At 70.0% G+C, this 21544-nt stretch carries 23 protein-coding genes; 15 read left to right on the top strand and 8 right to left on the bottom strand.

Going from position 1 to position 21544, the window contains the following annotated elements:
- The first annotated feature begins 169 nt into the window (after positions 1 to 169).
- From C7389_RS19070 to C7389_RS24945, 5 genes are all read left to right on the top strand, one after another.
- Positions 170 to 637, top strand: coding sequence for a PACE efflux transporter (locus C7389_RS19070; RefSeq protein ID WP_133594240.1), 468 nt, complete (start codon positions 170 to 172; stop codon positions 635 to 637).
- The gene (gene murB / locus C7389_RS19065; protein WP_246034896.1) at positions 634 to 1641 is read left to right on the top strand and encodes a UDP-N-acetylmuramate dehydrogenase; all 1008 of its coding nucleotides are present in this window, start codon (positions 634 to 636) and stop codon (positions 1639 to 1641) included. The genes C7389_RS19070 and murB overlap by 4 nt, the downstream gene beginning before the upstream one ends.
- 153 nt (positions 1642 to 1794) lie before the next feature.
- On the top strand, positions 1795 to 2163 hold the full coding sequence (locus C7389_RS19060; protein WP_133594239.1) for a cupin domain-containing protein: 369 nt from the start codon (positions 1795 to 1797) through the stop codon (positions 2161 to 2163).
- A gap of 98 nt (positions 2164 to 2261) precedes the next feature.
- On the top strand, positions 2262 to 2978 hold the full coding sequence (locus tag C7389_RS19055; RefSeq protein WP_133594238.1) for a c-type cytochrome: 717 nt from the start codon (positions 2262 to 2264) through the stop codon (positions 2976 to 2978).
- A gap of 208 nt (positions 2979 to 3186) precedes the next feature.
- Entirely contained in the window at positions 3187 to 3357 is a 171-nt protein-coding gene (locus C7389_RS24945; RefSeq protein WP_162851786.1) for a hypothetical protein, read from the top strand.
- A 549-nt stretch (positions 3358 to 3906) separates the two neighbouring features.
- Here the strand turns inward: C7389_RS24945 and C7389_RS19050 are convergent.
- Complete coding sequence (locus C7389_RS19050) at positions 3907 to 4671, bottom strand: IclR family transcriptional regulator (RefSeq protein ID WP_246034901.1); 765 nt, start codon at positions 4669 to 4671, stop codon at positions 3907 to 3909.
- A gap of 264 nt (positions 4672 to 4935) precedes the next feature.
- Between C7389_RS19050 and C7389_RS19045 the strand changes: the two genes are divergently transcribed.
- The 8 genes from C7389_RS19045 to C7389_RS19010 all read left to right on the top strand — a co-directional run bounded on the left by C7389_RS19045 (position 4936) and on the right by C7389_RS19010 (position 13496).
- Positions 4936 to 5898 carry an MBL fold metallo-hydrolase gene (locus C7389_RS19045; protein WP_133594237.1) on the top strand — a complete coding sequence of 321 codons (963 nt, stop codon included), beginning with the start codon at positions 4936 to 4938 and terminating at the stop codon, positions 5896 to 5898.
- 137 nt (positions 5899 to 6035) lie between these two features.
- Positions 6036 to 7718, top strand: coding sequence for an FAD-dependent oxidoreductase (locus C7389_RS19040; protein ID WP_133594236.1), 1683 nt, complete (start codon positions 6036 to 6038; stop codon positions 7716 to 7718).
- Between the two features lie 30 nt (positions 7719 to 7748).
- A complete protein-coding gene (locus tag C7389_RS19035) occupies positions 7749 to 7973 on the top strand; it encodes a DUF2783 domain-containing protein (RefSeq protein ID WP_133594235.1) in 225 nt (74 codons plus the stop codon).
- Between the two features lie 84 nt (positions 7974 to 8057).
- On the top strand, positions 8058 to 8612 hold the full coding sequence (locus tag C7389_RS19030; protein WP_133594234.1) for a VOC family protein: 555 nt from the start codon (positions 8058 to 8060) through the stop codon (positions 8610 to 8612).
- A complete protein-coding gene (locus C7389_RS19025; protein ID WP_133594233.1) occupies positions 8609 to 9631 on the top strand; it encodes a fumarylacetoacetate hydrolase family protein in 1023 nt (340 codons plus the stop codon). Before C7389_RS19030 ends, C7389_RS19025 begins: the two co-directional genes overlap by 4 nt.
- 316 nt (positions 9632 to 9947) lie before the next feature.
- Positions 9948 to 10985, top strand: a complete 1038-nt coding sequence (locus tag C7389_RS19020) for a TRAP transporter substrate-binding protein (protein ID WP_133594232.1) — start codon at positions 9948 to 9950, stop codon at positions 10983 to 10985.
- A gap of 197 nt (positions 10986 to 11182) precedes the next feature.
- The gene (gene maiA, locus C7389_RS19015; RefSeq protein WP_133594265.1) at positions 11183 to 11827 is read left to right on the top strand and encodes a maleylacetoacetate isomerase; all 645 of its coding nucleotides are present in this window, start codon (positions 11183 to 11185) and stop codon (positions 11825 to 11827) included.
- A 475-nt stretch (positions 11828 to 12302) separates the two neighbouring features.
- Complete coding sequence (locus tag C7389_RS19010) at positions 12303 to 13496, top strand: multidrug effflux MFS transporter (protein ID WP_133594231.1); 1194 nt, start codon at positions 12303 to 12305, stop codon at positions 13494 to 13496.
- A 122-nt stretch (positions 13497 to 13618) separates the two neighbouring features.
- On the opposite strand, the gene C7389_RS19005 is transcribed toward C7389_RS19010, so the two are convergent.
- The 6 genes from C7389_RS19005 to C7389_RS18980 all read right to left on the bottom strand — a co-directional run bounded on the left by C7389_RS19005 (position 13619) and on the right by C7389_RS18980 (position 20111).
- The gene (locus tag C7389_RS19005) at positions 13619 to 14149 is read right to left on the bottom strand and encodes a hypothetical protein (RefSeq protein WP_133594230.1); all 531 of its coding nucleotides are present in this window, start codon (positions 14147 to 14149) and stop codon (positions 13619 to 13621) included.
- A gap of 65 nt (positions 14150 to 14214) precedes the next feature.
- Complete coding sequence (locus C7389_RS19000) at positions 14215 to 15633, bottom strand: DegQ family serine endoprotease (protein WP_133594229.1); 1419 nt, start codon at positions 15631 to 15633, stop codon at positions 14215 to 14217.
- Between the two features lie 100 nt (positions 15634 to 15733).
- Entirely contained in the window at positions 15734 to 17125 is a 1392-nt protein-coding gene (locus tag C7389_RS18995; protein ID WP_162851785.1) for an ATP-binding protein, read from the bottom strand.
- Positions 17122 to 17799 carry a response regulator gene (locus tag C7389_RS18990; protein ID WP_133594228.1) on the bottom strand — a complete coding sequence of 226 codons (678 nt, stop codon included), beginning with the start codon at positions 17797 to 17799 and terminating at the stop codon, positions 17122 to 17124. Before C7389_RS18990 ends, C7389_RS18995 begins: the two co-directional genes overlap by 4 nt.
- A gap of 97 nt (positions 17800 to 17896) precedes the next feature.
- Positions 17897 to 19237 (bottom strand): ATP-binding protein, encoded by a 1341-nt coding sequence (locus C7389_RS18985; protein ID WP_133594227.1) that lies wholly within the window; start codon positions 19235 to 19237, stop codon positions 17897 to 17899.
- Positions 19238 to 19364: 127 nt separating this feature from the next.
- Entirely contained in the window at positions 19365 to 20111 is a 747-nt protein-coding gene (locus tag C7389_RS18980; protein WP_133594226.1) for a response regulator, read from the bottom strand.
- A 182-nt stretch (positions 20112 to 20293) separates the two neighbouring features.
- Between C7389_RS18980 and C7389_RS18975 the strand changes: the two genes are divergently transcribed.
- Positions 20294 to 20806 (top strand): hypothetical protein, encoded by a 513-nt coding sequence (locus C7389_RS18975; protein WP_133594225.1) that lies wholly within the window; start codon positions 20294 to 20296, stop codon positions 20804 to 20806.
- A gap of 8 nt (positions 20807 to 20814) precedes the next feature.
- Positions 20815 to 21156, top strand: a complete 342-nt coding sequence (locus C7389_RS18970) for an EF-hand domain-containing protein (protein WP_133594224.1) — start codon at positions 20815 to 20817, stop codon at positions 21154 to 21156.
- Positions 21157 to 21199: 43 nt separating this feature from the next.
- Here the strand turns inward: C7389_RS18970 and C7389_RS18965 are convergent, their stop codons facing one another.
- Positions 21200 to 21535 carry a DUF1840 domain-containing protein gene (locus C7389_RS18965; RefSeq protein ID WP_133594223.1) on the bottom strand — a complete coding sequence of 112 codons (336 nt, stop codon included), beginning with the start codon at positions 21533 to 21535 and terminating at the stop codon, positions 21200 to 21202.
- Positions 21536 to 21544 lie beyond the last annotated feature (9 nt).

The following is a 21544-nucleotide window of genomic DNA, read 5'->3' as shown; positions in this document are numbered from 1 at the left end:
TGCGGGGACAAGGGAAGAAGGCCAGCGGCTCTCAACAATATTTGTGCAAATATTGTAACCCAAGGAGGCGGCCTCCCGGGAATTTTCTGCTGCGATGCACAATTTGCCTTCCCGGCGAAGCCGCTCTATCTTCCGCTCTCTTTGGTGTTCCGCCTCCCCGGTTGTTCCCGTGTCTTCGCCGCAGCCCAAGCTCCGTTCCCTGGCCGACCGCGCCCGCCAGGTCGCCCTTTTCGAGGTCGGCGGCCTGCTGCTGATCACCCCGCCCTTCACCTGGGCCAGCGGCGTGCCGCTGATGGAATCCCTCGGCCTGCTGGCCGCCATCGCGCTGATCGCGGCGCTGTGGAATGCCGCCTACAACACCGGCTTCGACTGGGTGGAAGGCCGCCTCACCGGCCGCAGCGCCGACCGCCGGCCGTTCGTGCTGCGCTGTTGCCACGCCGTTGGCTTCGAGGGCGGCCTGCTGCTGATGAGCCTGCCGGTGATCATGCACTGGACCGGCATGGGCTGGCTGGAAGCGCTGCTGGCCGACCTCGGCCTCGCCAGCGCCTACGTGCTCTACGCCTTCGCCTTCAACTACCTCTACGACCGCTGCTTCCCCATCGCGCCGCCGGCTGCGCAGGACGGGCTGGCCTCGTGATCCGCAACGCCGACCTGCAGCCGCTCAACACCTTCGGCCTGCCCGGCCGCGCGGCTTTCCTGATCGAGGTGGAAGATGGCGACAAACTGCCGCAGGAACTCGCCAGCGCTGAACTGCGCGATCTGCCACGGCTGGTGCTGGGCGGCGGCAGCAACCTGGTACTGGATGGCGACTTCCCCGGCGTGGTGCTCAAGCTCGCGCTGCGCGGCCGCCGGCTGATCGCCGAGGAGGGCGATGCCCGCATCGTAGAGGCCGGCGCCGGCGAGAACTGGCACGACTTCGTGCGCTGGACGCTGCAACAGGGCTGGGGCGGGCTGGAGAACCTGTCGCTGATTCCCGGCACCGTCGGCGCCGCGCCCATCCAGAATATCGGCGCCTACGGGCTGGAGATGGCGGAGCGTTTCGATTCGCTGGACGCGCTGGACCTGCACGGCGGCCCGCCGCGCCGTTTCGAGCGCGCAGACTGCCGCTTCGGTTACCGCGACAGCGTGTTCAAGCAGCAGCCCGGCCGCTGGCTGGTCACCCGCGTGCGCTTCCGCCTGCCGCGCCACTGGCAGCCGCTGGCGCGCTATGCCGACGTCGCCGCCGAGCTGGGGGCGCGAGGCCTGACGCAGCCGACGCCGCTGCAGGTGTCGGACGCGGTGGTCGCCATCCGCCAGCGCAAGCTGCCCGACCCGGCGCAGATCGGCAACGCCGGCAGCTTCTTCAAGAACCCGGTGGTGGATGAGGCCGCCTGGCGCCGCCTTGCCGAGGCGCACCCGGGGCTGCCCCATTACCCGCAGCCGGATGGCAGCCACAAGCTGGCCGCCGGCTGGCTGATCGAACAGGCCGGCTGGAAGGGGCGCGACCTGGGCCCGGTCGGCTGCTTCGAGCGCCAGGCGCTGGTGCTGGTCAACCGCGGCGGCGCCACTGGCGCCGACGTGCGCCGGCTGGCCGCCGCCATCCAGGCCGACGTGCTGCGCTTGTTCGGCGTCGCGCTGGAGGCGGAGCCGGTGTTCGTCTGAGCCGCTTCCCGGGCGACGCTGCGCGCCAGCAGCCGGTGCCGCGCGACGCACTCGGCTGCAGACTGAATAAGCGCGTCTGGTCGCTGGCGCGCCGAACGCGCCGCAGGCGGCGCTTCGCCTGCTGCTTTCACTGAATCCGCCGGAGTTAACGCCATGCCCCATCCCGCCTTGATCGCCTTCGCCGACCCCGCCCCAGCCGCGGCCGAAGACCGCCCTGCGCCCGAGCGCGCCATCGGCACGCCGCCGCGCCGGCTCACCGCCGAGCGCTATGCCGCCGACGCGGGCGCCCTCTCCATCGGCGACTGGGCCTGCGAACCGGGCGCCTGGCGCATCCGCTTCCACCCCGGCCGCCATGAGTTCTTCCAGGTGCTGGAAGGCCGCATCCGCATCACCGACGAGCAAGGCGTGGCGCGGGAGTTCGGGCCGGGCGAGGCCTGCGTGATACCGGCCGGCTTCACCGGCGTGTTCGAAGTGCTGGAGGCAGTGAAGAAGCGCTATGTGATGATCGACCGTGCGGCGTGACGCCGGTCACGCCGAGGGCGAATCAGCGGTGCTAGCCTTGTGGCGGATAACAACGCCGTCATGAACAGGGCCGCATGTGCGGCCCGGAGTTAAGCCTCATGCTCCCCATTGCCGCCCGGATTCGCGCGGCCGCTGCACTGCCGCTCGCCGCGGCATTCCTGCTCGCAGCCCTCGCCGTTCCCGCCCAGGCCGCCGCGCCGGCCCCGGCCGCCGCGCCGGCCCCGGCCGCCGCGTCCCCATCGGCACCGCCGGCCTCGTCCGACAAGGCCAGCACCATCCTCGCCCGCGCCGCGGGCGACCCCGCCCAGGCCAGGGTGCTGGCGGAGGAGGGCGGCAAGGCCGCCTTCTTCTGTGCCAACTGCCATGGCGACGGCGGCATCAGTCGCTACCCGGAAGTGCCCAACCTGGCGGCGCAGAACCCGGCCTACCTGCTGGGCCAGATCGAAGCCTTCCTCAGCGGCCGGCGCAAGGATGAATTCATGCAGGGTCTGATGAAGGTGCTGAGCGAGCGCGACAAGGCCGCCATCGCCAGCTACTACGCCGCCGCCCGCCCCCTGCCGTCCGGCCCGCCGGGCACCGCCAGGGGCGCGGAGCTGTTCGCCCAGCTGTGCGCCACCTGCCACCAGCCGGATGCGCGCGGCGCCGAAACCTTCCCTCGCCTCGCCGGCCAGCAGCCGGAGTACATCCGCCGCAGCCTGCGTCGTTACCTCACCCAGTCCGGCGAGCGCATCTACGCGCCGATGACGGCGGCGGTCACCCGCCTCGGGGCGCAGAACATCGACACCATGGCCGACTACCTGGCCGGGCTGAAGTAGCGCGCTCCACGCGGCTTGCAGCAAGGCCTCGCGCGGGTGGGTGGGCCGCTTCGCGCATTCCTCCTGTCCTCACGGGATGGCGGGCGGGGCAGGGCGGAGGCCTAGGGTGCGAGCGGGCAGGAGGCTTGCTCGGATGGCATATCACCCTGCGCCCGACTCGCCCCTCTCTCCGCCCATGTTCCTCTTCTCATGCCGCAGCGATTGGCCGATGGACCTGATCGAGTTCATCCTCTCCGCCGTTGGCCGGCTGGTGCTGCGCTCGGTTCCATCCGGGCCAATAGGCGAGTGGGGCATCGGCGAATGGCTGTGGCTTGCGGGTTTGTGCCTCATCTCGTGGGCCTTGATCGAGCTGATCCGCCGAACCGTCCGGCAGCGCTGAATCGCCACCGAACCCCACCGCCGCACAGGCACCTCAGAAACTGGCGCCGGAGGCCTTTTCCCGGTAGGTGCCCTTCACTGCCGCAGGGGCAGCTCAGAAAGAAGACATCGGCCCCCAGGCCTCGGGTGGCTTCTTCACTGCCGCACAGGCAGTGAAGACGGCACCATCGCCACCACCGGCAACGTGTTTTTTTCTGAGCTGCCTGTGCGGCAGTGAAGGACAGCGTCAGCAGGATCGCCGCAATCTGCTCTTTCTGAGCTGCCTGTGCGGCAGCTCAGAAAGCGTCCTGAGTTGCGCCTGGCACAGCCGGCAAGCTCACTGCCGACCAGGCAGCTCAGAAACAAGGCGGAGCAGCCGATACCGCGCCGCATCCGCTCACTGCCGAACAGGCAGCTCAGAAATTAATCAAGATCGACGGGATCTCCAGCGCCGGCTCACTGCCGAACAGGCAGCCCAACTACACGCGCCACAAGAGGCCTCTGAGAGGCCACTTTCCTTCCTTGACGTCCGCTTGCCGCTCACAGCGTGCGCGGCATTTCATCCCGGCCGCTATGCCCGATATCGCCCCAGCCGTTCCGACACCCGTTCCGCGCAGGCGCTGACTTTGCGGGCGGTGGGGCCGTCCCAGTCGGGGTCGCAGGCGTTGGCGGGGCCCATGGCGGTGATGGCGAGGGCGAGGGCGCCGGTGCTGTCGAACACCGGGGCGGAGAAGGCGTTGATGCCGGGGATGGGGGTGCCGACGACGCGCGACAGGCCGTGCTGGCGGACTTCGGCCAGCACTTCGTCCACATGGCGGCGCGACAGGCGCAGCGCTGGCTGGGGGTTGGTGGCGTAGCGGGCGAGTTCTTCGTCGAGGATGGGGCGGGTGACGCGGTCCGGCATGAAGGCGGCGAAGACGCGGCCGGTGGCGGACAGCAGCAGCGGCGTCATCACCGTGCCGGGGCGCAGGTTTACGTGGATCTGCTTGCTGCATTCCTCGATGCGCACCATGGTCGGGCCGTGGTTGCCCCAGACGGCGATGGCGATGTTGAGGTCCAGCTCGTCGGCGAGGTGGGCGATCTCTGGCGTGGCGGCCTTGATCGGGTCCAGCTCGTGCAGCGCGGTGAGGCCCATGTGCAGGGCGAAGGGGCCGAGGCCGTAGCGGCCGGTGACCGGGTCCTGGTCCACCAGGCCGAGCTTGCCGAAGCTGACGAGGTAGGGGTGGGCCTTGGCCGGCGGCATGCCGGCTTCGCGGGCGAGGTCCTTGAGCATCATCGGCCCGCCGGCGCGCACCAGCGCCTGCAGCAGGGTGCCGCCGACTTCTATGGATTGAATGCCGCGGCGGTCGTCACCGCGGCGGTCGTCACCGCGCCGTTCCGCGCCCGGGCTGTCGCCGCCGTTTTCCCGGTCTTCGGCCTTGCGTTCCACTTCCAAGATGGTCCCTCTCCCCTGTTGGGCGGGCAATGGTAGCAGTTCGCCCGCGCCTGGCAGGAAGCTTGGCAAATCGAGGGATGTTTGGCAATAACGAACGTATTGACCATAGACGAACCTTGCCCTAGCATGAGCCGCATCCCCAAATAAAAGAGAGGAGACTGGCGAATGAATACCAAGGCATTTGCGTCCCAGGCGGACCTGGAAGAGAAGAAGATCAGCTGGGAGAAGTTGTCCGACAATGCCTACGCCTACACGGCGGAAGGCGACCCGAATACCGGCGTGATCATCGGCGACGACTCGGTGATGATCATCGATGCCACCGCCACCCCGGTGATGGCGCAGGGCGTGATCGCCAAGGTGCGCGAGATCACCGACAAGCCGATCAAGTACGTGGTACTCACCCATTACCACGCGGTGCGGGTGCTGGGCGCCTCCGGCTACAAGAGCGAAGGGCTGGAGCAGATCATCGCCAGCCAGGACACCTACGACCTCATCGTCGAGCGTGGCCAGCAGGACATGGATTCCGAGATCGGCCGCTTCCCGCGCTTGTTCAATGCGGTGGAGAGCGTGCCCGGGCTGACCTGGCCCACCATCACCTTCCAGAAGGAAATGACCCTGTGGATGGGCAAGCTGGAGGTGAAGATCCTGCAGGTGGGCCGCGGCCACACCAAGGGCGACACCATCGTCTGGATTCCCTCGCAGAAGATCTGCTTCTCCGGCGACCTGGTGGAGTACGAGGCCGCCTGTTACACCGGCGACGCCTACCTCGCCGACTGGCCGCAGACGCTGGACCGGCTGGCCGCGCTGGAAGCGAAGAAGCTGGTGCCCGGCCGCGGCCCGGCACTCACCGATCCCGCCCAGGTGGCCAAGGGCATCGCCTACACCAAGGCCTTCGTCTCCACCCTGTACCGCAGCGCGCAGGAGTCGGTGGCGCAGGGCTACAACCTGAAGGCGGCGATGGCGCACACCCGCAAGAACATGGACCCGGAGTTCGGCCATGTCTTCATCTACGAACACTGCCTGCCTTTCGACGTGACCCGCGCGCACGACGAGGCCAGCGGCATCCGCGACCCGCGCATCTGGACCGCCGAGCGCGACCAGGAGATGTGGCACGCGCTGCAGGCGTAAGCAGCGCCGCACCGCCGCGGGCTGGCGCCTCCAGGCGCGCCGCGGCAACCGGGCCTGCACGCCAGGCCCGGCAGTACCGGTGACACGCCCGCAGATGGCGGCGCCGGCCAGGCAAGAGACAGGAGGAGGAGACTGCCGTGCTCAGCACGTATTCGTACCCGAAGTTCGCCTATACCCGGCCGCCCGAGCTGGCCGAGGGTCGTGACGGCCATTACCCGGTGATCGTCGTCGGCGCCGGCCCGGTGGGCCTGTGCACCGCCATCGACCTCGCCCAGCAGGGCCAGCCGGTGCTGCTGATCGACAACGACGACACCGTCTCCATCGGCTCGCGCGGCGTCTGTTACGCCAAGCGCGCGCTGGAGGTGCTGGACCGCCTCGGCTGTGGCGAGGAGATGGTGCAGAAGGGCGTGTCCTGGAACGTGGGTCGCACCTTCTTCCGCGAGCAGGAGGTGTTCAACTTCAACCTCTGCCCGCAGCCGGACCACCACCGCCCCGGCATGATCAACCTGCAGCAGTACTACCTGGAGGACTACTTGGTGCGCCGCGCCCAGGCCCTGCCGCTGCTGGAGATGCGCTGGAAGAGCAGCGTCATCGCCGTCACCCCGGGCGACACCGGCGCCACGCTGCGGGTGGAAACGCCCGATGGCGCCTACACCCTGAGCACCGACTGGCTCATCGTCGCCGATGGCGCGCGCAGCCCCATCCGCCGCATGCTGGGGCTGGACATCGAGGGCAAGGTGTTCATGGACCGCTTCCTGATCGCCGACGTGGTGATGAAGGCGGAATACCCGGCGGAGCGCTGGTTCTGGTTCGACCCGCCCTTCCACCGCAACCAGTCGGTGCTGCTGCACCACCAGGCCGACAACGTCTGGCGCATCGACTTCCAGCTTGGCTGGGATGCCGACCCGGAAGAAGAGAAGAGGCCGGAAAACGTCATCCCGCGGGTGAAGGCCATGCTGGCCGCCGACGGCAATCCGGACCGCGAGTTCGAGCTGGAATGGGTCAGCGTCTACACCTTCCAGTGCCGGCGCATGAACCGCTTCAACCACGGCCGGGTGCTGTTCATCGGCGACGCCGCCCATCAAGTCTCGCCCTTCGGCGCCCGCGGCGCCAACTCCGGCATCCAGGATGTGGACAACCTCGTCTGGAAGCTCAAGCTGGTGATGGACGGCCGCGCGCCCGCCACCCTGCTGGACAGCTACACCGAGGAGCGCGGCTACGCCGCCGACGAGAACCTGCTCAACTCCACCCGCTCCACCGACTTCATCACCCCCAAGAGCGCGGTGAGCAAGACCTTCCGCAACGCGGTGCTGGAATTGGCCAAGGACTATCCCTTCGCCCGCGCGCTGGTCAATTCCGGCCGGCTGTCGGTGCCCAGCTTCCTCACCGGCTCCTCCCTCAACACGCCGGACGTGGATGCCTTCGCCGGCGACATGCTGCCCGGCGCGCCGATGGACGATGCGCCGGTAGACGGCGACCAGCCCTGGCTGCTCGGCCTGCTCGGCAACCGCTTCCAGCTCCTCTACTACACCGAGGACGCCACCACGCTGGACGCCGCCACCGTGCAGACCCTGCGCGCGCTGGCGGATGCGCCCATCCCGGTGGAAGCGCTGGTGGTCGCCCAGCGCGGCAGCGCCCCCGGCGGCCTCGCCACCACGCTGGACAGCAAGGGCCGGGTGCGTGAGCGCTACGACTTGCAGCCCGGCAGCTGCTACCTCGCCCGGCCGGACCAGCATGTGGCTGCGCGCTGGCGTCGGCTGGACCCGGCGGCGGTGCGCGCCGCCCTCTCCCGCGCCACCGGCAACGCCCCGGCGCACTGAGCCGGCGCATCACCACAAGAGGACGCAGACATGGCACTCAACACCGAACCCAATTTCCATGAGCCGGGCCAGCGCTACTTCCGCGCCTTCAGCCCCGGCGACGACTTCTACGAACTGCTGATCGAGAGCCACCGCGAGCTGGACGACGCCCGCAGCGCCGAGCTCAACGCGCGCCTCATCCTGCTGCTCGCCAACCACATCGGCGACATCAGCGTGCTGCGCGAAGCGTTGGCCATCGCCCGCAAGGGCGTCTGACAACCGCCCGACCGGGCATACGGACACACCGCCGGCCGCCCGCTCCCTGAGCGCGGCGCCGGCGGCACATGAAAGGAGACTGCCATGATCAAGCGCGTGCATCACGTCGCCTACCGCTGCAGGGATGCCAAGGAAACCGTGGAGTGGTACGCCAAGTACCTGAAGATGGACTTCATCCTCGCCATCGCCGAGGACGAAGTGCCCTCCACCAAGGAGCCGGACCCCTACATGCACATCTTCCTCGACGCCGGCAACGGCAATGTGCTGGCCTTCTTCGAGCTGCCGACCAAGGAGCCGATGGACCGGGTGGTGGACGCCGCCACGCCGAGCTGGACCCAGCACCTGGCGCTGGAAGTCGACACCATGGAAGAGATGCTGGAGACCAAGGCCAGACTGGAAGCGGACGGCATCAAGGTCATCGGCCCCACCGACCACACCATCTTCAAATCCATCTATTTCTTCGACCCCAGCGGCCACCGCCTGGAACTGGCGGTGAACACCGCCACGCCGGAGATGAACCATCGCCTGGACGAAGTGAAGTGGGAAATGCTCAACGAATGGGCGAGAACCAAGAAGGCGCCGCAGCACGCCCGCTGGATGCATGACGGCAGCCTCAACCACACGAGGGCCCCCCAATGAAGCTCGCCACCTTGAAGCAGGGCGGCCGCGACGGCACCCTGGTCGTCGTCAGCCGCGACCTCGCCTTGTGCCAGCCGGTGCCCGCCATTGCCGCCACCCTGCAGGCGGCGCTGGACGACTGGACACGCGCCGCGCCCGAGCTGCAGGCGGTGTACGACAGCCTCAACGGCGGCGGCACCGCCGCCAACCGCCACGCCATCGCCTTCGACCCGGCGCAGTGCCACTCGCCGCTGCCGCGCGCCTACCAGTGGGCGGACGGCTCCGCCTACATCAACCACGTCGAGCTGGTGCGCCGCGCCCGCGGCGCCGAGCTGCCGGAATCCTTCTACACCGACCCGCTGATGTACCAGGGCGGCTCGGACAGCTTCATCGGCCCGCGCGACGCCGTGATCGCCGAGGAAGCCTGGGGCATAGACTTCGAGGCCGAGGTGGCGGTGGTCACCGGCGACGTGCCGCTGGGCGCCAGCCCGGAAGCGGCGGCGCAGGCCATCCGGCTGGTGATGCTGGTGAACGACGTGTCGCTGCGCAACCTCATTCCCAACGAACTGGCCAAGGGCTTCGGCTTCTTCCAGTCCAAGCCCGCCAGCGCCTTCAGCCCGGTGGCCGTGACGCCGGACGAGCTCGGCGGCGACTGGCACGAAGCCAGGCTGCACCGTCCGCTGGAAGTCGCCTACAACGGCGAGCCCTTCGGCCGCCCCAACGCCGGCGTGGACATGACCTTCGACTTCGGCCAGCTCATCGCCCACGCTGCGAAAACGCGCGAGCTGGAGGCCGGCACCATCATCGGCTCCGGCACCGTCTCCAACAAACAGGGCGACCTGTGGGGCTCCTCCATCGCCAACGGCGGCGTCGGCTACTGCTGCATCGCCGAGGTGCGCATGTACGAGACCATCGCCGCCGGCAAGCCCACCACCGGTTTCATGCGTGCCGGCGACACCGTGCGCATCGAGATGAGGGATGCAGCCGGCCACAGCATCTTCGGCTACATCGAGAACAAGGTGGCGCTGCCGGCGCGCTGAGCGCTGGCGCCCGCCCCAAGGGCGGCGGGCGGTTGGGGAAGCACCTGGGTGGCTGGCGGCCCGGCGGGGCTGCCAGCCACCCAAGGACTGGGCCTCTTCCGCCGCGCCGCATGCCCCTTCCCGCCACCGGCGAGCACGCACCGTCATTCACCCCCGGCCGGTCGCGCGGGCTTGCTTGCGTGCCGGCCGCGTCGTTTCCGCAGCACCCCGCAGTCGTCTCACCCAGGCATCCCACCGCCCGACAGTAACCGATCCACGCCCTCCGCTGCCCCCATAGCCGGTAGCCGGAAACACACAAGAACGAGAGGAGATCACCATGCCACGCAAGCTCGCCACCGCCTTCATCGCCACCGCCGCCCTCGCCGCCACGCTGGCAGCGCCTGCCGCCCGCGCGCAGGAAGTGGTGCTCAAGGTCGCCCACTTCTGGCCCGCCACCGCGCTGTCGCACCAGAAGGTGCTGCTGCCTTGGTGCGACAAGATCGCCAAGGAGTCCAACAACCGGCTGAAGTGCCAGCTCTACCCGGCGATGCAGCTGGGCGGCACGCCGCCGCAACTCATCCAGCAAGCCATAGACGGCGTCGCCGATATCGTGTGGACGCTGCCCGGCTACACGCCTGGCCGTTTCCCCTCGGTGGAAGTGTTCGAGCTGCCCTTCATGAGCCGCAGCGCCGAGGCCACCAGCCGGGCGGTGTGGGACTACGTGCAGATCTATGGCCAGAAGGATTTCGGCCAGCTCAAGCCGCTGGCCTTCCACGTCCATGACAACGGCTACATCCACGGCAACAAGCCCATCGAGAAGCTGGCCGACTTCCGCGGCATGAAGATGCGGGCGCCGACGCGCCTCACCAACAAGATGCTGGCCGCCTTCGGCGCCACGCCGGTGGCGATGCCGCTGCCGCAGGTCACCGAATCCATGTCCAAGGGCGTCATCGACGGCTATGTGCTGCCCTGGGAAGTGATTCCGCCGGTGAAGCTGCACGAGCTCACCCGCTACCACGCCGAAACCGACCCGGCCGAGCCGGCGCTGTACACCGCCGTGTTCACCATCGCCATGAACAAGGCCAGGTACGAAGGCCTGCCGCCGGAACTGAAGCAGGTCATCGACGCCAACTCCGGCGCCGAGTTCTCCGCCATGCTCGGCCGCGTATGGGACGAATCCGCCGCGCCGGCACGGCAGAAGGCGGTGGACCACGGCAACCGCTTCAACACCATCCCCTCCGCCGAGCTGGCGAACTGGCGCACGGCCACCGACAAGCTCGCCGTCGACTGGGTGGCGGAGATGAAAGGCAAGGGCTACGACGGCCAGGCCATGCTGGACAGTGCCAAGGAGTTGATCCGCAAGTACGACAAGTAAGTCCCTGGCGAGCGGCAGCGGGCTGTCTGCCGCTCGCCGCTTACCTTACGGCCGACGGTGATGGGGCCGGCGAGCCACAGGGAGAAGGCGCTCGCCGGGGGTCCCGGGCCCTGGGCTTTTCCCGGCCCGGCCACCCAGCGGCAGCCCGGTTGGCCACCGCCCTCTCCGACCCCAAGCCCCAGACCAGCCCGACAACGATGAAGCTCTACACCTACTTCCGCAGCTCTGCCGCCTACCGGGTACGCATCGCCCTGGCGCTGAAAGGCCTGGATTACGAGGCGGTGCCGGTACACCTGGTACGCGGTGGCGGCGAGCAGCACCAGCCGGAATATCGCGCCCTCAACCCCGCCGGCCTGCTGCCGGCGCTGGAAGCCGGCGGCCAGGTGCTCACCCAGTCCCTCGCCATCATCGAATACCTGGACGAAACCCACCCCGAGCCGCCACTGCTACCCGGTTCCGCGCTGGACCGCGCCCGCATCCGCGCCATCGCCCAGACCATCGCCTGCGAAGTGCATCCGCTGAACAATCTGCGGGTGCTGAAGTACCTCAGCGGCACACTGGCGGTGGACGAAGCGGCGAAGAAGGCCTGGTACCACCACTGGGTGGGCAGCGGCCTGGCGACGGTGGAACGCCTGCTCGCCGGCGACCCGCGCACCGGCACCTTCTGCCATGGCGACACGCCCACCCTGGCCGACCTCTGCCTGGCGCCCCAGGTATTCAACGCCCGCCGCTTCGATTGCGACCTTTCCGCCATGCCCACGATCACGCGCATCGTTGCGGCCTGCGAGGCGCTGGAGGCCTTCATTCAGGCATCGCCGGCGCGGCAACCGGACGCGGAGTAGAACCGGCAGCGGCGACAGAGCAAGCCGGCTGCCGTATGCAACGCTGTGCCCGGCTATGTCTCGGGATGAGGCCAGGAGGGGAGGCGCAGCTTTTGGCGGCGGGCAAGGAGCGGCTCTTGGGGTATTCCGCGTCGCTCCCCTCCCAGGGGGAGAGGGAGAAAAACCACGCCCACCGGGTCGTCGGCGAAGTGGGAGGCCGAGGCTGGGCGTGAGGGCGAGGGCGAGGGCGAGGGGGCGCCCCGCAGGGGCGGCGACGCTCCAGTTCCGTGAGCCTCTCTCTCTGAACCCAGACTACCGCTCCACGCCCCGGCTGCCGGCCCCGTGGCCAGCCGGCCCCCAGGACGCTTCGGCCGGCGACGCAGTGCTTCCCTTTCCCGCCTACGCCCGCACGGAGAAATCCCGAGCCAGCCCTCGCCGGCGACCATGCGGCAAGCGACTGAAAAGTCAGCAGCGCTAGCCATGCAATAATTCAGGCATGAACCACCCCACTGCCGCGTTCGCCATCCTCATCACCAGCCTGGTCGCCATCGGCCCGCTGTCCACCGATTTTTACCTGCCCGCGCTGCCTTCCATCGCTGCCGCGCTGGGGACGGATTCCGCGGGGGCCCAGCTCACCCTCTCCGCCTACCTGATTGGCTTCGGCTTTGGCCAGCTGGTTCTCGGCCCGGTGTCGGACCGCTACGGCCGCCGGCCGGTGCTGCTGCTGTCCATGCTGGTTTATGTGGGCGCTTCCGCCGCCTGCATGCTGGCGCCGTCCATAGGCGGGCTGGTGGGCGCGCGCTTCGTGCAGGCGCTGGCAGCCTGTGCCGGGCCGGTGCTGGGGCGTGCCATCGTGCGCGATCTGTACGGACCGCAGGAGGCGGCGCGCATGCTGTCCTACATGTCGGCGGCGATGGCGCTGGCGCCCTTGCTGGCGCCGCTGTTCGGCGGCTGGCTGACGGTGGCCTTCGGCTGGCGCGCTACCTTCGCCTTCCTCACCGCCTTCTCGGCGATACAGGTGATCTTCGTCTGGCGCATGCTGACCGAGACCAACCGCCACCTGGATCCGCTGGCGCTGCGGCCGCGCAACATCATCGCCAACTATCGCTCGCTGCTGGCGGACCGCCTCTATCGCGGCGTGGTGATGGTGAACGGCTTCGGCTATGCCGGGCTGTTCGCCTTCATTTCCGGCGCCGCCTTCGTCTTCATCGACCATTACGGCTTCTCGCCGCAGGGCATGGGCCTGGCCTTCGGCTGCAACGTCACCGGCTTCATGCTGGGCACGGTGCTGTCCGGCCGCTATTCCCGCCGCCTCGGGCCGGGCCGGCTGCTGCGCCACGGCGTGGTGCTGGGCGCGGTATCCGGCGTCGCGCTGATGCTGCCGCCGCTGTTCGGCATCGACCATCCGCTGGCGCTGATGGTGCCGATGTGGTTCATCACCTGTTCGACCGGGCTGTCGCTGCCCAACGCCACCGCGATCGCGCTCTCGGCCTACCCGCACATGGCCGGCGCTGCCGCCTCGCTGATGGGTTTCCTGCAGATGGGGCTGGGGGCGGTGCTGGGCGTGGCGGTGGGGCACGGTGTGGGCGGCTCGCCGTTGCCGATGATGGTCGCGGTGGCGGGGTCGATGTGGGCGAGCGCGCTGGCCTGGCGCTTGTGGGTGCGGGGGCGGGAGATGGTGACGGAGTGAGCGGGCGGTGGTGATCTTGTATTCCAGCTGAGGCACACCCAGGATCCATGAAAAAGGCCGGCGCACCCTAAGGTGCGCCGGCCTTTTTTCCCTGTGGGATCGGGAGTGCCGCCCGCTGGCTCTCAGGCCTGGGCTTGCGCTGCCGGCTGGCCGCCGTAGCGGACGATGCCGCGCTGGCCGGGGCCGAGTTTGACCTGGTGGGTGGTGGAGCCGGCGGCGCTGCTGACTTCCACCGTATATTCGCCCGGCGGCAGGGCGCCCAGCTTGCTGCGGCCGTGCACCTGGGCGTGCAGCAGGCGTTGGCCGGTGGTGTCGAAGATGCCCACGCGCACCTGCTCGATCTCTTCCTGGCCGCCGGCGCTGGACTGCACCGGGGTCACGATCAGCGGGTAGTGGTTGTTGCGGGCGCCGATGGCCGGGGCCGGCGCGGCCAGGGTGATGCCCAGCAGGGTGGCGGCCAGCGCCAGCGCGCCGGAGCGCGAGCTTTCGCTGCCGTCGGCCTTCTTGCTGCGCTTGCGCGGCTTGGCTGGCGGGGCGACGTCGAGTGCGGTCGAGCTGGCCTGGAGGAAGGCGCCGACGACCTCGTTGTCGAGCTGGTCGGTCTTGCCGCGCGCCGATTGCGCGGCGGGAAGGGCGAGTTTGCGGATCTTCATCTCGGGTCTCGTTCTAGGCTGCGTTTTCAGGTCGGTCGATTAGATGGGGATTGGGTTGCAGAATTTCAACCCAGTTCCACCGGTACGAAGATTCGGGCGTCGTCGCGCTGCACCAGCAGGGCGATGTGCTTGCCCGCCTTGGACACCAGGGCGCGCAACTGTTCCACGCTCTCTACCGGATGGCCGTTGAGCGACAGGATGAGATCGCCGCGGCGGATGCCGGCGCGGGCCGCCGGGCCGGCGACGTCCATCACTACCAGGCCGCTCGCTTCCACCTGTCGCCGTTCGTCGGGCGACAGGGCGCGCACCGCCAGGCCGAGGCGGCCCTGGTCGGCCTTGCTGCCGGCATTGGCGACCACCGATTCGTCGGCGAACTCGCCGATCTTGATGTCCAGGTCGCGGCTCTCGCCCTTGCGCCACACTTTCAGCTTTGCGCTGGTGCCGGGGCGGATGGCGGCCACCCGCGGCGGCAGGTCGGAGGAGCTGGCGACCTTGTCGCCGTTCAGCTCCAGGATCACGTCGCCGACCTTGAGGCCAGCCTTCTCGCCGGGGCCGCCGCTTTCCACCGAACTGACCAGTGCTCCGCCGGCGTTCTTCAGGCCGAAGGATTCCGCCAGCGCCTGGTTGAGATCCTGCACCGCCACGCCAATGCGGCCGCGGGTAACCTTGCCGTGGGCGACGATCTGGTCGCGCACACCGGCGGCGACGTCGATCGGGATGGCGAAGGACACGCCCTGGTAGCCGCCGGAGCGGGAGTAGATCTGCGAGTTGATGCCCACCACTTCGCCGTTCAGGTTCAGCAACGGCCCGCCGGAGTTGCCCGGGTTGATGGCGACGTCGGTCTGCAGGAAGGGGACGTAGCCCTCGTTCGGCAGCGAGCGCGACTTGGCCGAGATGATGCCGGCGGTGACCGAGTTCTCGAAGCCGAAGGGCGAGCCGATGGCCAGCACCCAGTCGCCGACGCGGGATTTCTGCGGATCGCCCAGCGGCACGGTGGGCAGGTTCCTGCCGTCTATCTTCAGCACGGCGACGTCGGTGGGTTTGTCCACGCCCAGCACCTTGGCCTTGAACTCGCGCTTGTCGGTGAGCTTCACCGTGACTTCGTTGGCGCCTTCGACCACGTGGGCGTTGGTGAGCACGAGGCCGTCGGCGCTGACGATGAAGCCTGAGCCCTGGCTGCGGGTGGGCTGCTCGCCCTGCGGCCCGGCCTGCGGGCCGAAGCGGCGGAAGAATTCGTAGAAGGGGTCGTCCGGGCTGAGGCCGGGCATGGCGTTGGAGGTGCGCGTGGTGCCTTCGGTGCTGATGTTCACCACCGCCGGGCCGACGCGCTGGACGATGGTGTCGAAGGCGGGCAGGGCGATGGTGGCCGGCGCCGCGCGCGGCGGGGTGACCGGCTCGGCGTAGGCCTCGCTGGCGAAGGCGCCGGCGAGGGCGAGGATCAGGGCGGAAGCGGCGCTGGTGGCGCGCAGGCTGCGGTCTTGCATGCTCATCTCCTGGGTGTTGCTCGGGGGCTCGCTGTGGAGCCTTGCCAGCGGAAGCTTCCGCTGTGGGTGCCACCTTAGGAGAGGGCGACTTAAGCCAGACTTAAGAAATGGACTCCGAGGTGTTACCGGATGTGTTGCCGGCCGGCCCGGCAGCGCCGGTGAGCGTATCGGTAGGGGCAAGCGGCAGGCCGACGCGCACCCGCAGGCCGCCGGCGGGTGCCTCGTCCAGCACCAGCGTGGCCCGGTGGCTGTCGGCGATGGCCTTGACGATGGCCAGCCCCAGGCCGCTGCCGGCTTCGGTTTCGCCGGCGCGGCGATAGAAGCGGTCCAGCACGCGCTCGCGCTCCTCGGCGGGAATGCCGGGGCCGCTGTCGGCCACCTCCAGCCAGGCGCGGCCGTCGCCGGCCAGCACGCTCACATCCACCTTGCCGCCGGCCGGGGTGTAGCGGATGGCGTTGTCCACCAGGTTGCCGAGCAGGGTACGCAGGGCTTCGCGCTCGCCGCTGGCGAAGGTGCCGGCTTCCAGGGTGTCGGCGCCGAGATCTATGCCGCGGGCCTCGGCCAGCGGCTGCTGCTCGGCGATGACCAGCCCCGCCAGTTCGACCAGGTCCACTTCGGCCACGACGGCGGCATTGCCCGCTTCCGGCGACTGCCGCGCCAGCGTCAGCAGCTGCTGCACGACGCGGGTGGCGCGCTGCAGCCCCAGGCGCAGGTCGGCCAGGGCGGCGCGGCGTTCGTCCTCGCTCTCCGCCCGTTCGGTGAGCTGCAACTGCAGCTGCAGTGCGGCCAGCGGGGTGCGCAGTTCGTGGGCGGCATCGGCGACGAAGGCGCGCTGGTTGGTCATCGCCTGGTCCAGGCGGCCGAGCAGGCCGTTGAGCGCCTGCACCAGCGGTCGCGCTTCGTCCGGCACGCCTTCGGCGGCCAGCGGCGCCATGCTGTCCGGCCGGCGCGCGCCCACGGCGTGGGCGAGCCGCTCCAGCGGGCGCAGGCCGCGGCCGACGAGGTACCAGATCAGCCCGCCCATCAGCGGCAGGATGAGCAGCAGCGGGGTGAGGGTGCGCAGCGCGGCGGCGGCGGCGAGGCGGTCGCGGTGCGACATCGGCTGGGCTACCTGCACCACCCGGCTGCCCATCATCAGCGAGTAGGTGCGCCAGTCGCCCTCGGAGGTGGGCACGGTGGCGTAGCCCAGCTGGGCGCGGTCGGGCAGGGCGGTGTGCGGCCGCGAGAGGTAGAGGCGCAGGCCCTGGCCGTCCCAGATCTGGATGACCATGTCGAACAGCTGGTCATCCGGCCCCAGCGAGGGCTCGGGTTGCGGGCCGGGCAGCGGTGCGCGCAGCGACAGGGCGAGCTGGCGCAGGTGGTAGTCCATGATCTCGTCCACCTCGCCGCGGGTGGTGTGGTAGGTGGCGAGGCTGCCGAGCAGGAAGACGCCGAGGATGGCGCCGAGCAGCGACAGCAGCAGCTGGTGCCGCAGGGAACAGGACTGGATCATGCGTCCACCGGGATGAACCAGCCGACGCCGCGCAGGTTGCGTATGCGCTCGGCGCCTAGCTTGCGGCGCAGGGCGTGGATGTGCACTTCCACCGCGTTGCTCTCCACCTCCTCGCCCCAGCCGTACAGCCTTTCCTCCAGCTGGGCGCGCGACAGCGGCTTGCCGGGCTGGGCGAGCAGGGCCTGCAGCAGGGCGAACTCGCGGGCGGAGAGTTTCACCGGCTCGCCATCCACGCTCACCGCATGGCTGGCGGGGTCGACCACCAGCCCGGCCTGGCGCAGCAGCGGCGTGGCGCGGCTGCCGCCCCGCCGCAGCAGGGCGCGCACGCGGGCGGAGAGTTCGTCCAGATCGAAGGGTTTGACGAGGTAGTCGTCGGCGCCGGCATCCAGGCCGCGGACGCGCTCGGCGACGGTGTCGCGGGCGGTAAGCACCAGCACCGGCAGCGGGCTGCCACCGTGGCGCAGCTCGTTGAGCACGGCGATGCCGTCCTTGCCCGGCAGGCCGAGGTCCAGCAGCACCAGTTCGTAGGGCGCTTCGCCGCCAGGGGCGGCGGCGATGGCGGCGACGGCGGAAGTGCCGTCGCGCACCCAGTCCACCGCGTAGCCTTCCTGGCGCAGGCCGCGTTGCACGCCCGCGCCTATCATCGGATCGTCTTCGACGAGCAGCAGGCGCATCTCTATCCATCTGCACAGGGCCCGCGAGGCGGGCGGGCCACGATTCTAGCCCGGATCGGGCTTGGGCCCGGGCTGGTGGGGCGAATGGCCGCCCTCGTCAGTGGCGCGCGGCGGTGTCGACAGCATGAGCGCCGCTGGCGTCCAGCCTCTCCAACGGCAGGCTGAGGCGGGCTTCCAGGCCGCCGCCCTCGCGTGGCAGCAGCGCCAGGCTGCCCCCATGCAGGCGGGCGACGCGATCGACGATGGCCAGCCCCAGGCCGGCGCCCGGCGGGCCACCGCGGGCAGCCGAGCCGCGGGCGAAGGGGCGCATCAGCGCTTCGGCCTCGGCGGGCGGAATGCCGGGGCCGCGGTCCAGTACCGCGATATGCAGTTCCCCGCCTTCGCATCCGGCGCGCAGCACGAAGTCCGGCGCGCCGTGATGCAGCGCGTTGCCGAGGAGATTGCCCAGCAGGCGCAGCATCGCCTGCCGGCGCAGCATCAGCGTCGGCAGGCCGGGCTGGATCTCCAGCCGGAAGGCCTCGCCGCCGGCTGCGGCCAGGGCCGAGTGCAGCAGTTCTGCGATATCGGTGCGGCGCGGCGGCTCGCCGTCGTCGCTGCGGGCGAAGTCGAGGAACTGGTCGATGATGGCGTCGATCTGCCGGCAATGGCGCGCCATGTCGGCGGCCAGGCCGGGCGCTTCGGTGTCGCCGCTCAGCTCCACTGCCAGCCTCAGCTTGGCCAGCGGTGTGCGCAGGTCATGGGAGACGCCGGCCAGCATCAGCACCCGCTCGCGCTCGGCTTCGGCCAGCGCGGCGTTCATCTGGTTGAAGGCGCGGCCCACGCTGCGGATTTCCTCCGGCCCTTCCTCCGCCAGCGGTGGCGGGCGGTGGCCCTGGCCCAGGCTGCGGGCGGCGGCGACCAGTGCGCGCAGCGGGCGGTCCAGCCGGCGCTGGATGAGGAAGGCGCCGAGCACGGCGAGGGCGCCGCCCAGCGTCCACGCCAGCAGCGCGGCGCCGGGGATGGTCTGGCGGCGGAAGGGGCCACGGCTGGCGAGCCAGTAGTCCTCGCCGTCCAGCTTCAGCCGCAGGTAGAGCGTGCCGCCGCTGTCTTCCCGCCACAGCGCTTCAATGCCGTGCAGCGCCAGCTGGCTGGAGACCTGGCGCAGCATCAGCCGTTCCAGTGGCCGGCCGGGGCCGGCAGTGGCTTTGCCCTGGTGCTCGGTGCCGGCGTTGAAGGCGGTGACGAAGCGCTGGCGCGATTCCCCATCCAGCGCCTGCAGCGCGCCGGCAACGGCGGCGGCGTTCTCCGCCAGCGCGGCGGCGTAGCGCTCGGTGCGCGGTTGCTGGACGAAGAAGTAGAACACCAGCGCGCCCAGGATCTGACCGACGATGATGAGGGCGGCCAGCAGCAGCGCGTTGCGGCCGAACAGGCGGTAGGGGCGGCGGGCAGGGGGGGTCATGGGGTGCCAGGGGTGGCGAGGGCGGCGGTGGACCGGACGGAGGCCGCGCAAGGGCGCGGCGCGGAACGTGGGGCGACGCCGCTGCAACTGGCGAGGCCCCGCCTCATTCCATGCATCGCCCGCGGCTTCACTTTGGCTCGGCGGCGAGCATGTAGCCCTTGCCGCGCACAGTGAGCAGGTGGCGCGGATTGGCCGGGTCGTCCTCGATGGCGCGGCGCAGGCGCAGGATGCGCACGTCTATGCTGCGGTCGTTGATCGCGGCGCCGGGGCCGTCGGCGAGGCTCACCAGGCGGTCGCGGCCCAGCGCGCGGCCGCGGTTGGCGGCCAGGGCCTGCAGCAGGTCGAACTCGCCGGCGGCCAGCGGGATCACCTGCTCGCCATCCAGCAGCTGCCGGCGTTCGCCGTCCAGCCGGTAACGGCCGATGCGGACGGCGGCTTCCGGTTGTCGATGGACCTGGGCGCCGAGCAGGCGCTGGCGGCGGATCAGGGACTGGATGCGGGCGAGCAACTCGCGCGGCTCGAAGGGCTTGGGCAGGTAATCGTCGGCGCCGGTCTCCAGGCCGATGATGCGGTCCACCGGATCGCCGCGGGCGGTCAGCATCAGGATGGGGATGGCGTCGCCATTGGCGCGCAGCCGGCGGCAGGCGGCGAGGCCGTCTTCGCCCGGAAGCATCAGATCCAGCACCAGCACGTCGAAATGCTCGCGCTCCAGCAGCCGGTCCATGGCCGCGGTGTCCGCCGCCTCGCGCACCCGGTAGCCGCGGCTGCCGAGATAGCGGGCCAGCAACGCACGCAATTCAGCTTCGTCGTCCACCACCAGCAATTTGCCGGCTTCCTCCACCTCGTTCTCCGTCCATGACTTTACCGGCGACATCTTAGCCGCGCTGTCGGTGCCTCACCGCGGCCGCTACGGTTACCGGCGATTACCAGCGGGGCCGCCGGTAACCGCCGGTAATGAGGCCGATTCTCCAGGTAACCCGGCGGCAGGTCCGCTTCCGTAGAGTGCAGACGACCCGACGCGCAGGGCGGCGGGCATTGCGATCAGGAGGTTTTCCCATGACGACCCATCTTCGATTCCTGCGTACCGGCGGCGTGCCGGGCAGCGTGCTGGCCATGCTGCTGGCCGCTACGTTCGCGCTGCCGGTCCAGGCCGCCGGCGTGGCCGGATCGCGCGAGGTAACAGGCCCCAAGGGCGGCAGCATGGCGCGCCAGTACATGCGGCAAGGCGACGGCGCCGGCAACCGCAGCGGCCAGCGCAGCCGCAGCTGGAACAGGGCGGACGGCGGCAGCGGCGCGCGCAGCGCGCAGAACAGCCGCGGGGCCGATGGCAGCGCCAGCCACAGCAGCAGCGTGGCGGCCAGCAATGCCCGTGGCAGTGTAAGCAGCAGCGGCAGCGCCAGCCGGGATGCCGACGGCAACCTCAGCCAGAGCCGCAGCACTTCGGCGACCAGCGCCACCACCGGCAACTCGGTGCAGAGCAGCACCAGCTACAGCAAGGACAGCGGGTGGTCGCACAGCGCGACCTGCTATGACGCGGGCGGCAACACCATCGCCTGCCCTGGCCGTTGAGCCGGCACATGGATCAGGACGAGGAGCGGCAGATGAAGCGGATGATTTCAGGAGTGGCGCTGGCGGCGCTGCTGGGGCTGGCCGCCGGCATGGCGGCGAGCGGGGTGAGGGCGGCGGAGCCTGCGGCGCAGGAGGGAGCGGCGCGGATGAAGGAGCGGCTGCAGGAACGTTTCGCGGCGGCCGACACGAACCGGGACGGCAGCCTCAGCGAAGAAGAAGCGAAGGCAGGCATGCCCTTCGTCCATCGCCACTTCGGCGAGATCGACAACGCCGGCAAGGGCAGCGTGACGCAGGCGCAGGTGGAGGCTTACATCACCGCGCAGGCTGCATCGCGGCGGGGCAGCCGCTGAGTTGCGGCTGGGGGCTTGCCGGCGGGGCTGCCGCCTGCCGGGTTCAACTGCCCCAGGTCACCGGCACGCCGGCGCGGGCCGAGCGCTCCAGCATCTCCAGCAGCGGCCAGCCGCGCTGGGCGAGGCCGACCGGCGCCGCCATGCCGGTCTGGCCCTGTTCCCGGGCGGTCTCTTCGTCGGCGTCGCCCTGCCGGGTCTGGCGGGCGCGGTCTTCCTCGATGGCGGCATGCAGGCGCTCGATGGCGGCCGGCAGTTGCTCGACGGTGACGATGCCCTTGCTGTCCTGCGGGTCCTTGCCGAGGATGCCTAGCAGTGCCTTGGCGGCGTCGCCGAACATGATGACGTCGGCGCTTTCGTCGGAATGGAAGGTGATCAGCATGTATTCGCT

Origin of the sequence: Azoarcus indigens (assembly GCF_004361735.1) — a bacterium.
Classification (GTDB): domain Bacteria; phylum Pseudomonadota; class Gammaproteobacteria; order Burkholderiales; family Rhodocyclaceae; genus Azoarcus; species Azoarcus indigens.
The sequence above is the reverse complement of the archived record's forward strand: the minus strand, read 5'-3'. Positions and strand labels throughout refer to the sequence as shown.

Excerpts from the sequence above, each read along its gene's own strand:
- C7389_RS19060 (WP_133594239.1), top strand. The coding sequence starts at position 1,795 with ATGCCCCATCCCGCCTTGATCGCCTTCGCCGACCCCGCCCCAGCCGCG.
- C7389_RS19055 (WP_133594238.1), top strand. The coding sequence starts at position 2,262 with ATGCTCCCCATTGCCGCCCGGATTCGCGCGGCCGCTGCACTGCCGCTC.
- C7389_RS24945 (WP_162851786.1), top strand. The coding sequence starts at position 3,187 with ATGGACCTGATCGAGTTCATCCTCTCCGCCGTTGGCCGGCTGGTGCTG.
- C7389_RS19045 (WP_133594237.1), top strand. The coding sequence starts at position 4,936 with ATGAATACCAAGGCATTTGCGTCCCAGGCGGACCTGGAAGAGAAGAAG.
- C7389_RS19035 (WP_133594235.1), top strand. The coding sequence starts at position 7,749 with ATGGCACTCAACACCGAACCCAATTTCCATGAGCCGGGCCAGCGCTAC.
- C7389_RS19030 (WP_133594234.1), top strand. The coding sequence starts at position 8,058 with ATGATCAAGCGCGTGCATCACGTCGCCTACCGCTGCAGGGATGCCAAG.
- C7389_RS19025 (WP_133594233.1), top strand. The coding sequence starts at position 8,609 with ATGAAGCTCGCCACCTTGAAGCAGGGCGGCCGCGACGGCACCCTGGTC.
- C7389_RS19020 (WP_133594232.1), top strand. The coding sequence starts at position 9,948 with ATGCCACGCAAGCTCGCCACCGCCTTCATCGCCACCGCCGCCCTCGCC.
- maiA (WP_133594265.1), top strand. The coding sequence starts at position 11,183 with ATGAAGCTCTACACCTACTTCCGCAGCTCTGCCGCCTACCGGGTACGC.
- C7389_RS19010 (WP_133594231.1), top strand. The coding sequence starts at position 12,303 with ATGAACCACCCCACTGCCGCGTTCGCCATCCTCATCACCAGCCTGGTC.
- C7389_RS19005 (WP_133594230.1), bottom strand. The coding sequence starts at position 14,149 with ATGAAGATCCGCAAACTCGCCCTTCCCGCCGCGCAATCGGCGCGCGGC.
- C7389_RS19000 (WP_133594229.1), bottom strand. The coding sequence starts at position 15,633 with ATGCAAGACCGCAGCCTGCGCGCCACCAGCGCCGCTTCCGCCCTGATC.
- C7389_RS18995 (WP_162851785.1), bottom strand. The coding sequence starts at position 17,125 with ATGATCCAGTCCTGTTCCCTGCGGCACCAGCTGCTGCTGTCGCTGCTC.
- C7389_RS18990 (WP_133594228.1), bottom strand. The coding sequence starts at position 17,799 with ATGCGCCTGCTGCTCGTCGAAGACGATCCGATGATAGGCGCGGGCGTG.
- C7389_RS18985 (WP_133594227.1), bottom strand. The coding sequence starts at position 19,237 with ATGACCCCCCCTGCCCGCCGCCCCTACCGCCTGTTCGGCCGCAACGCG.
- C7389_RS18980 (WP_133594226.1), bottom strand. The coding sequence starts at position 20,111 with ATGTCGCCGGTAAAGTCATGGACGGAGAACGAGGTGGAGGAAGCCGGC.
- C7389_RS18975 (WP_133594225.1), top strand. The coding sequence starts at position 20,294 with ATGACGACCCATCTTCGATTCCTGCGTACCGGCGGCGTGCCGGGCAGC.
- C7389_RS18970 (WP_133594224.1), top strand. The coding sequence starts at position 20,815 with ATGGATCAGGACGAGGAGCGGCAGATGAAGCGGATGATTTCAGGAGTG.
- C7389_RS18965 (WP_133594223.1), bottom strand. The coding sequence starts at position 21,535 with ATGCTGATCACCTTCCATTCCGACGAAAGCGCCGACGTCATCATGTTC.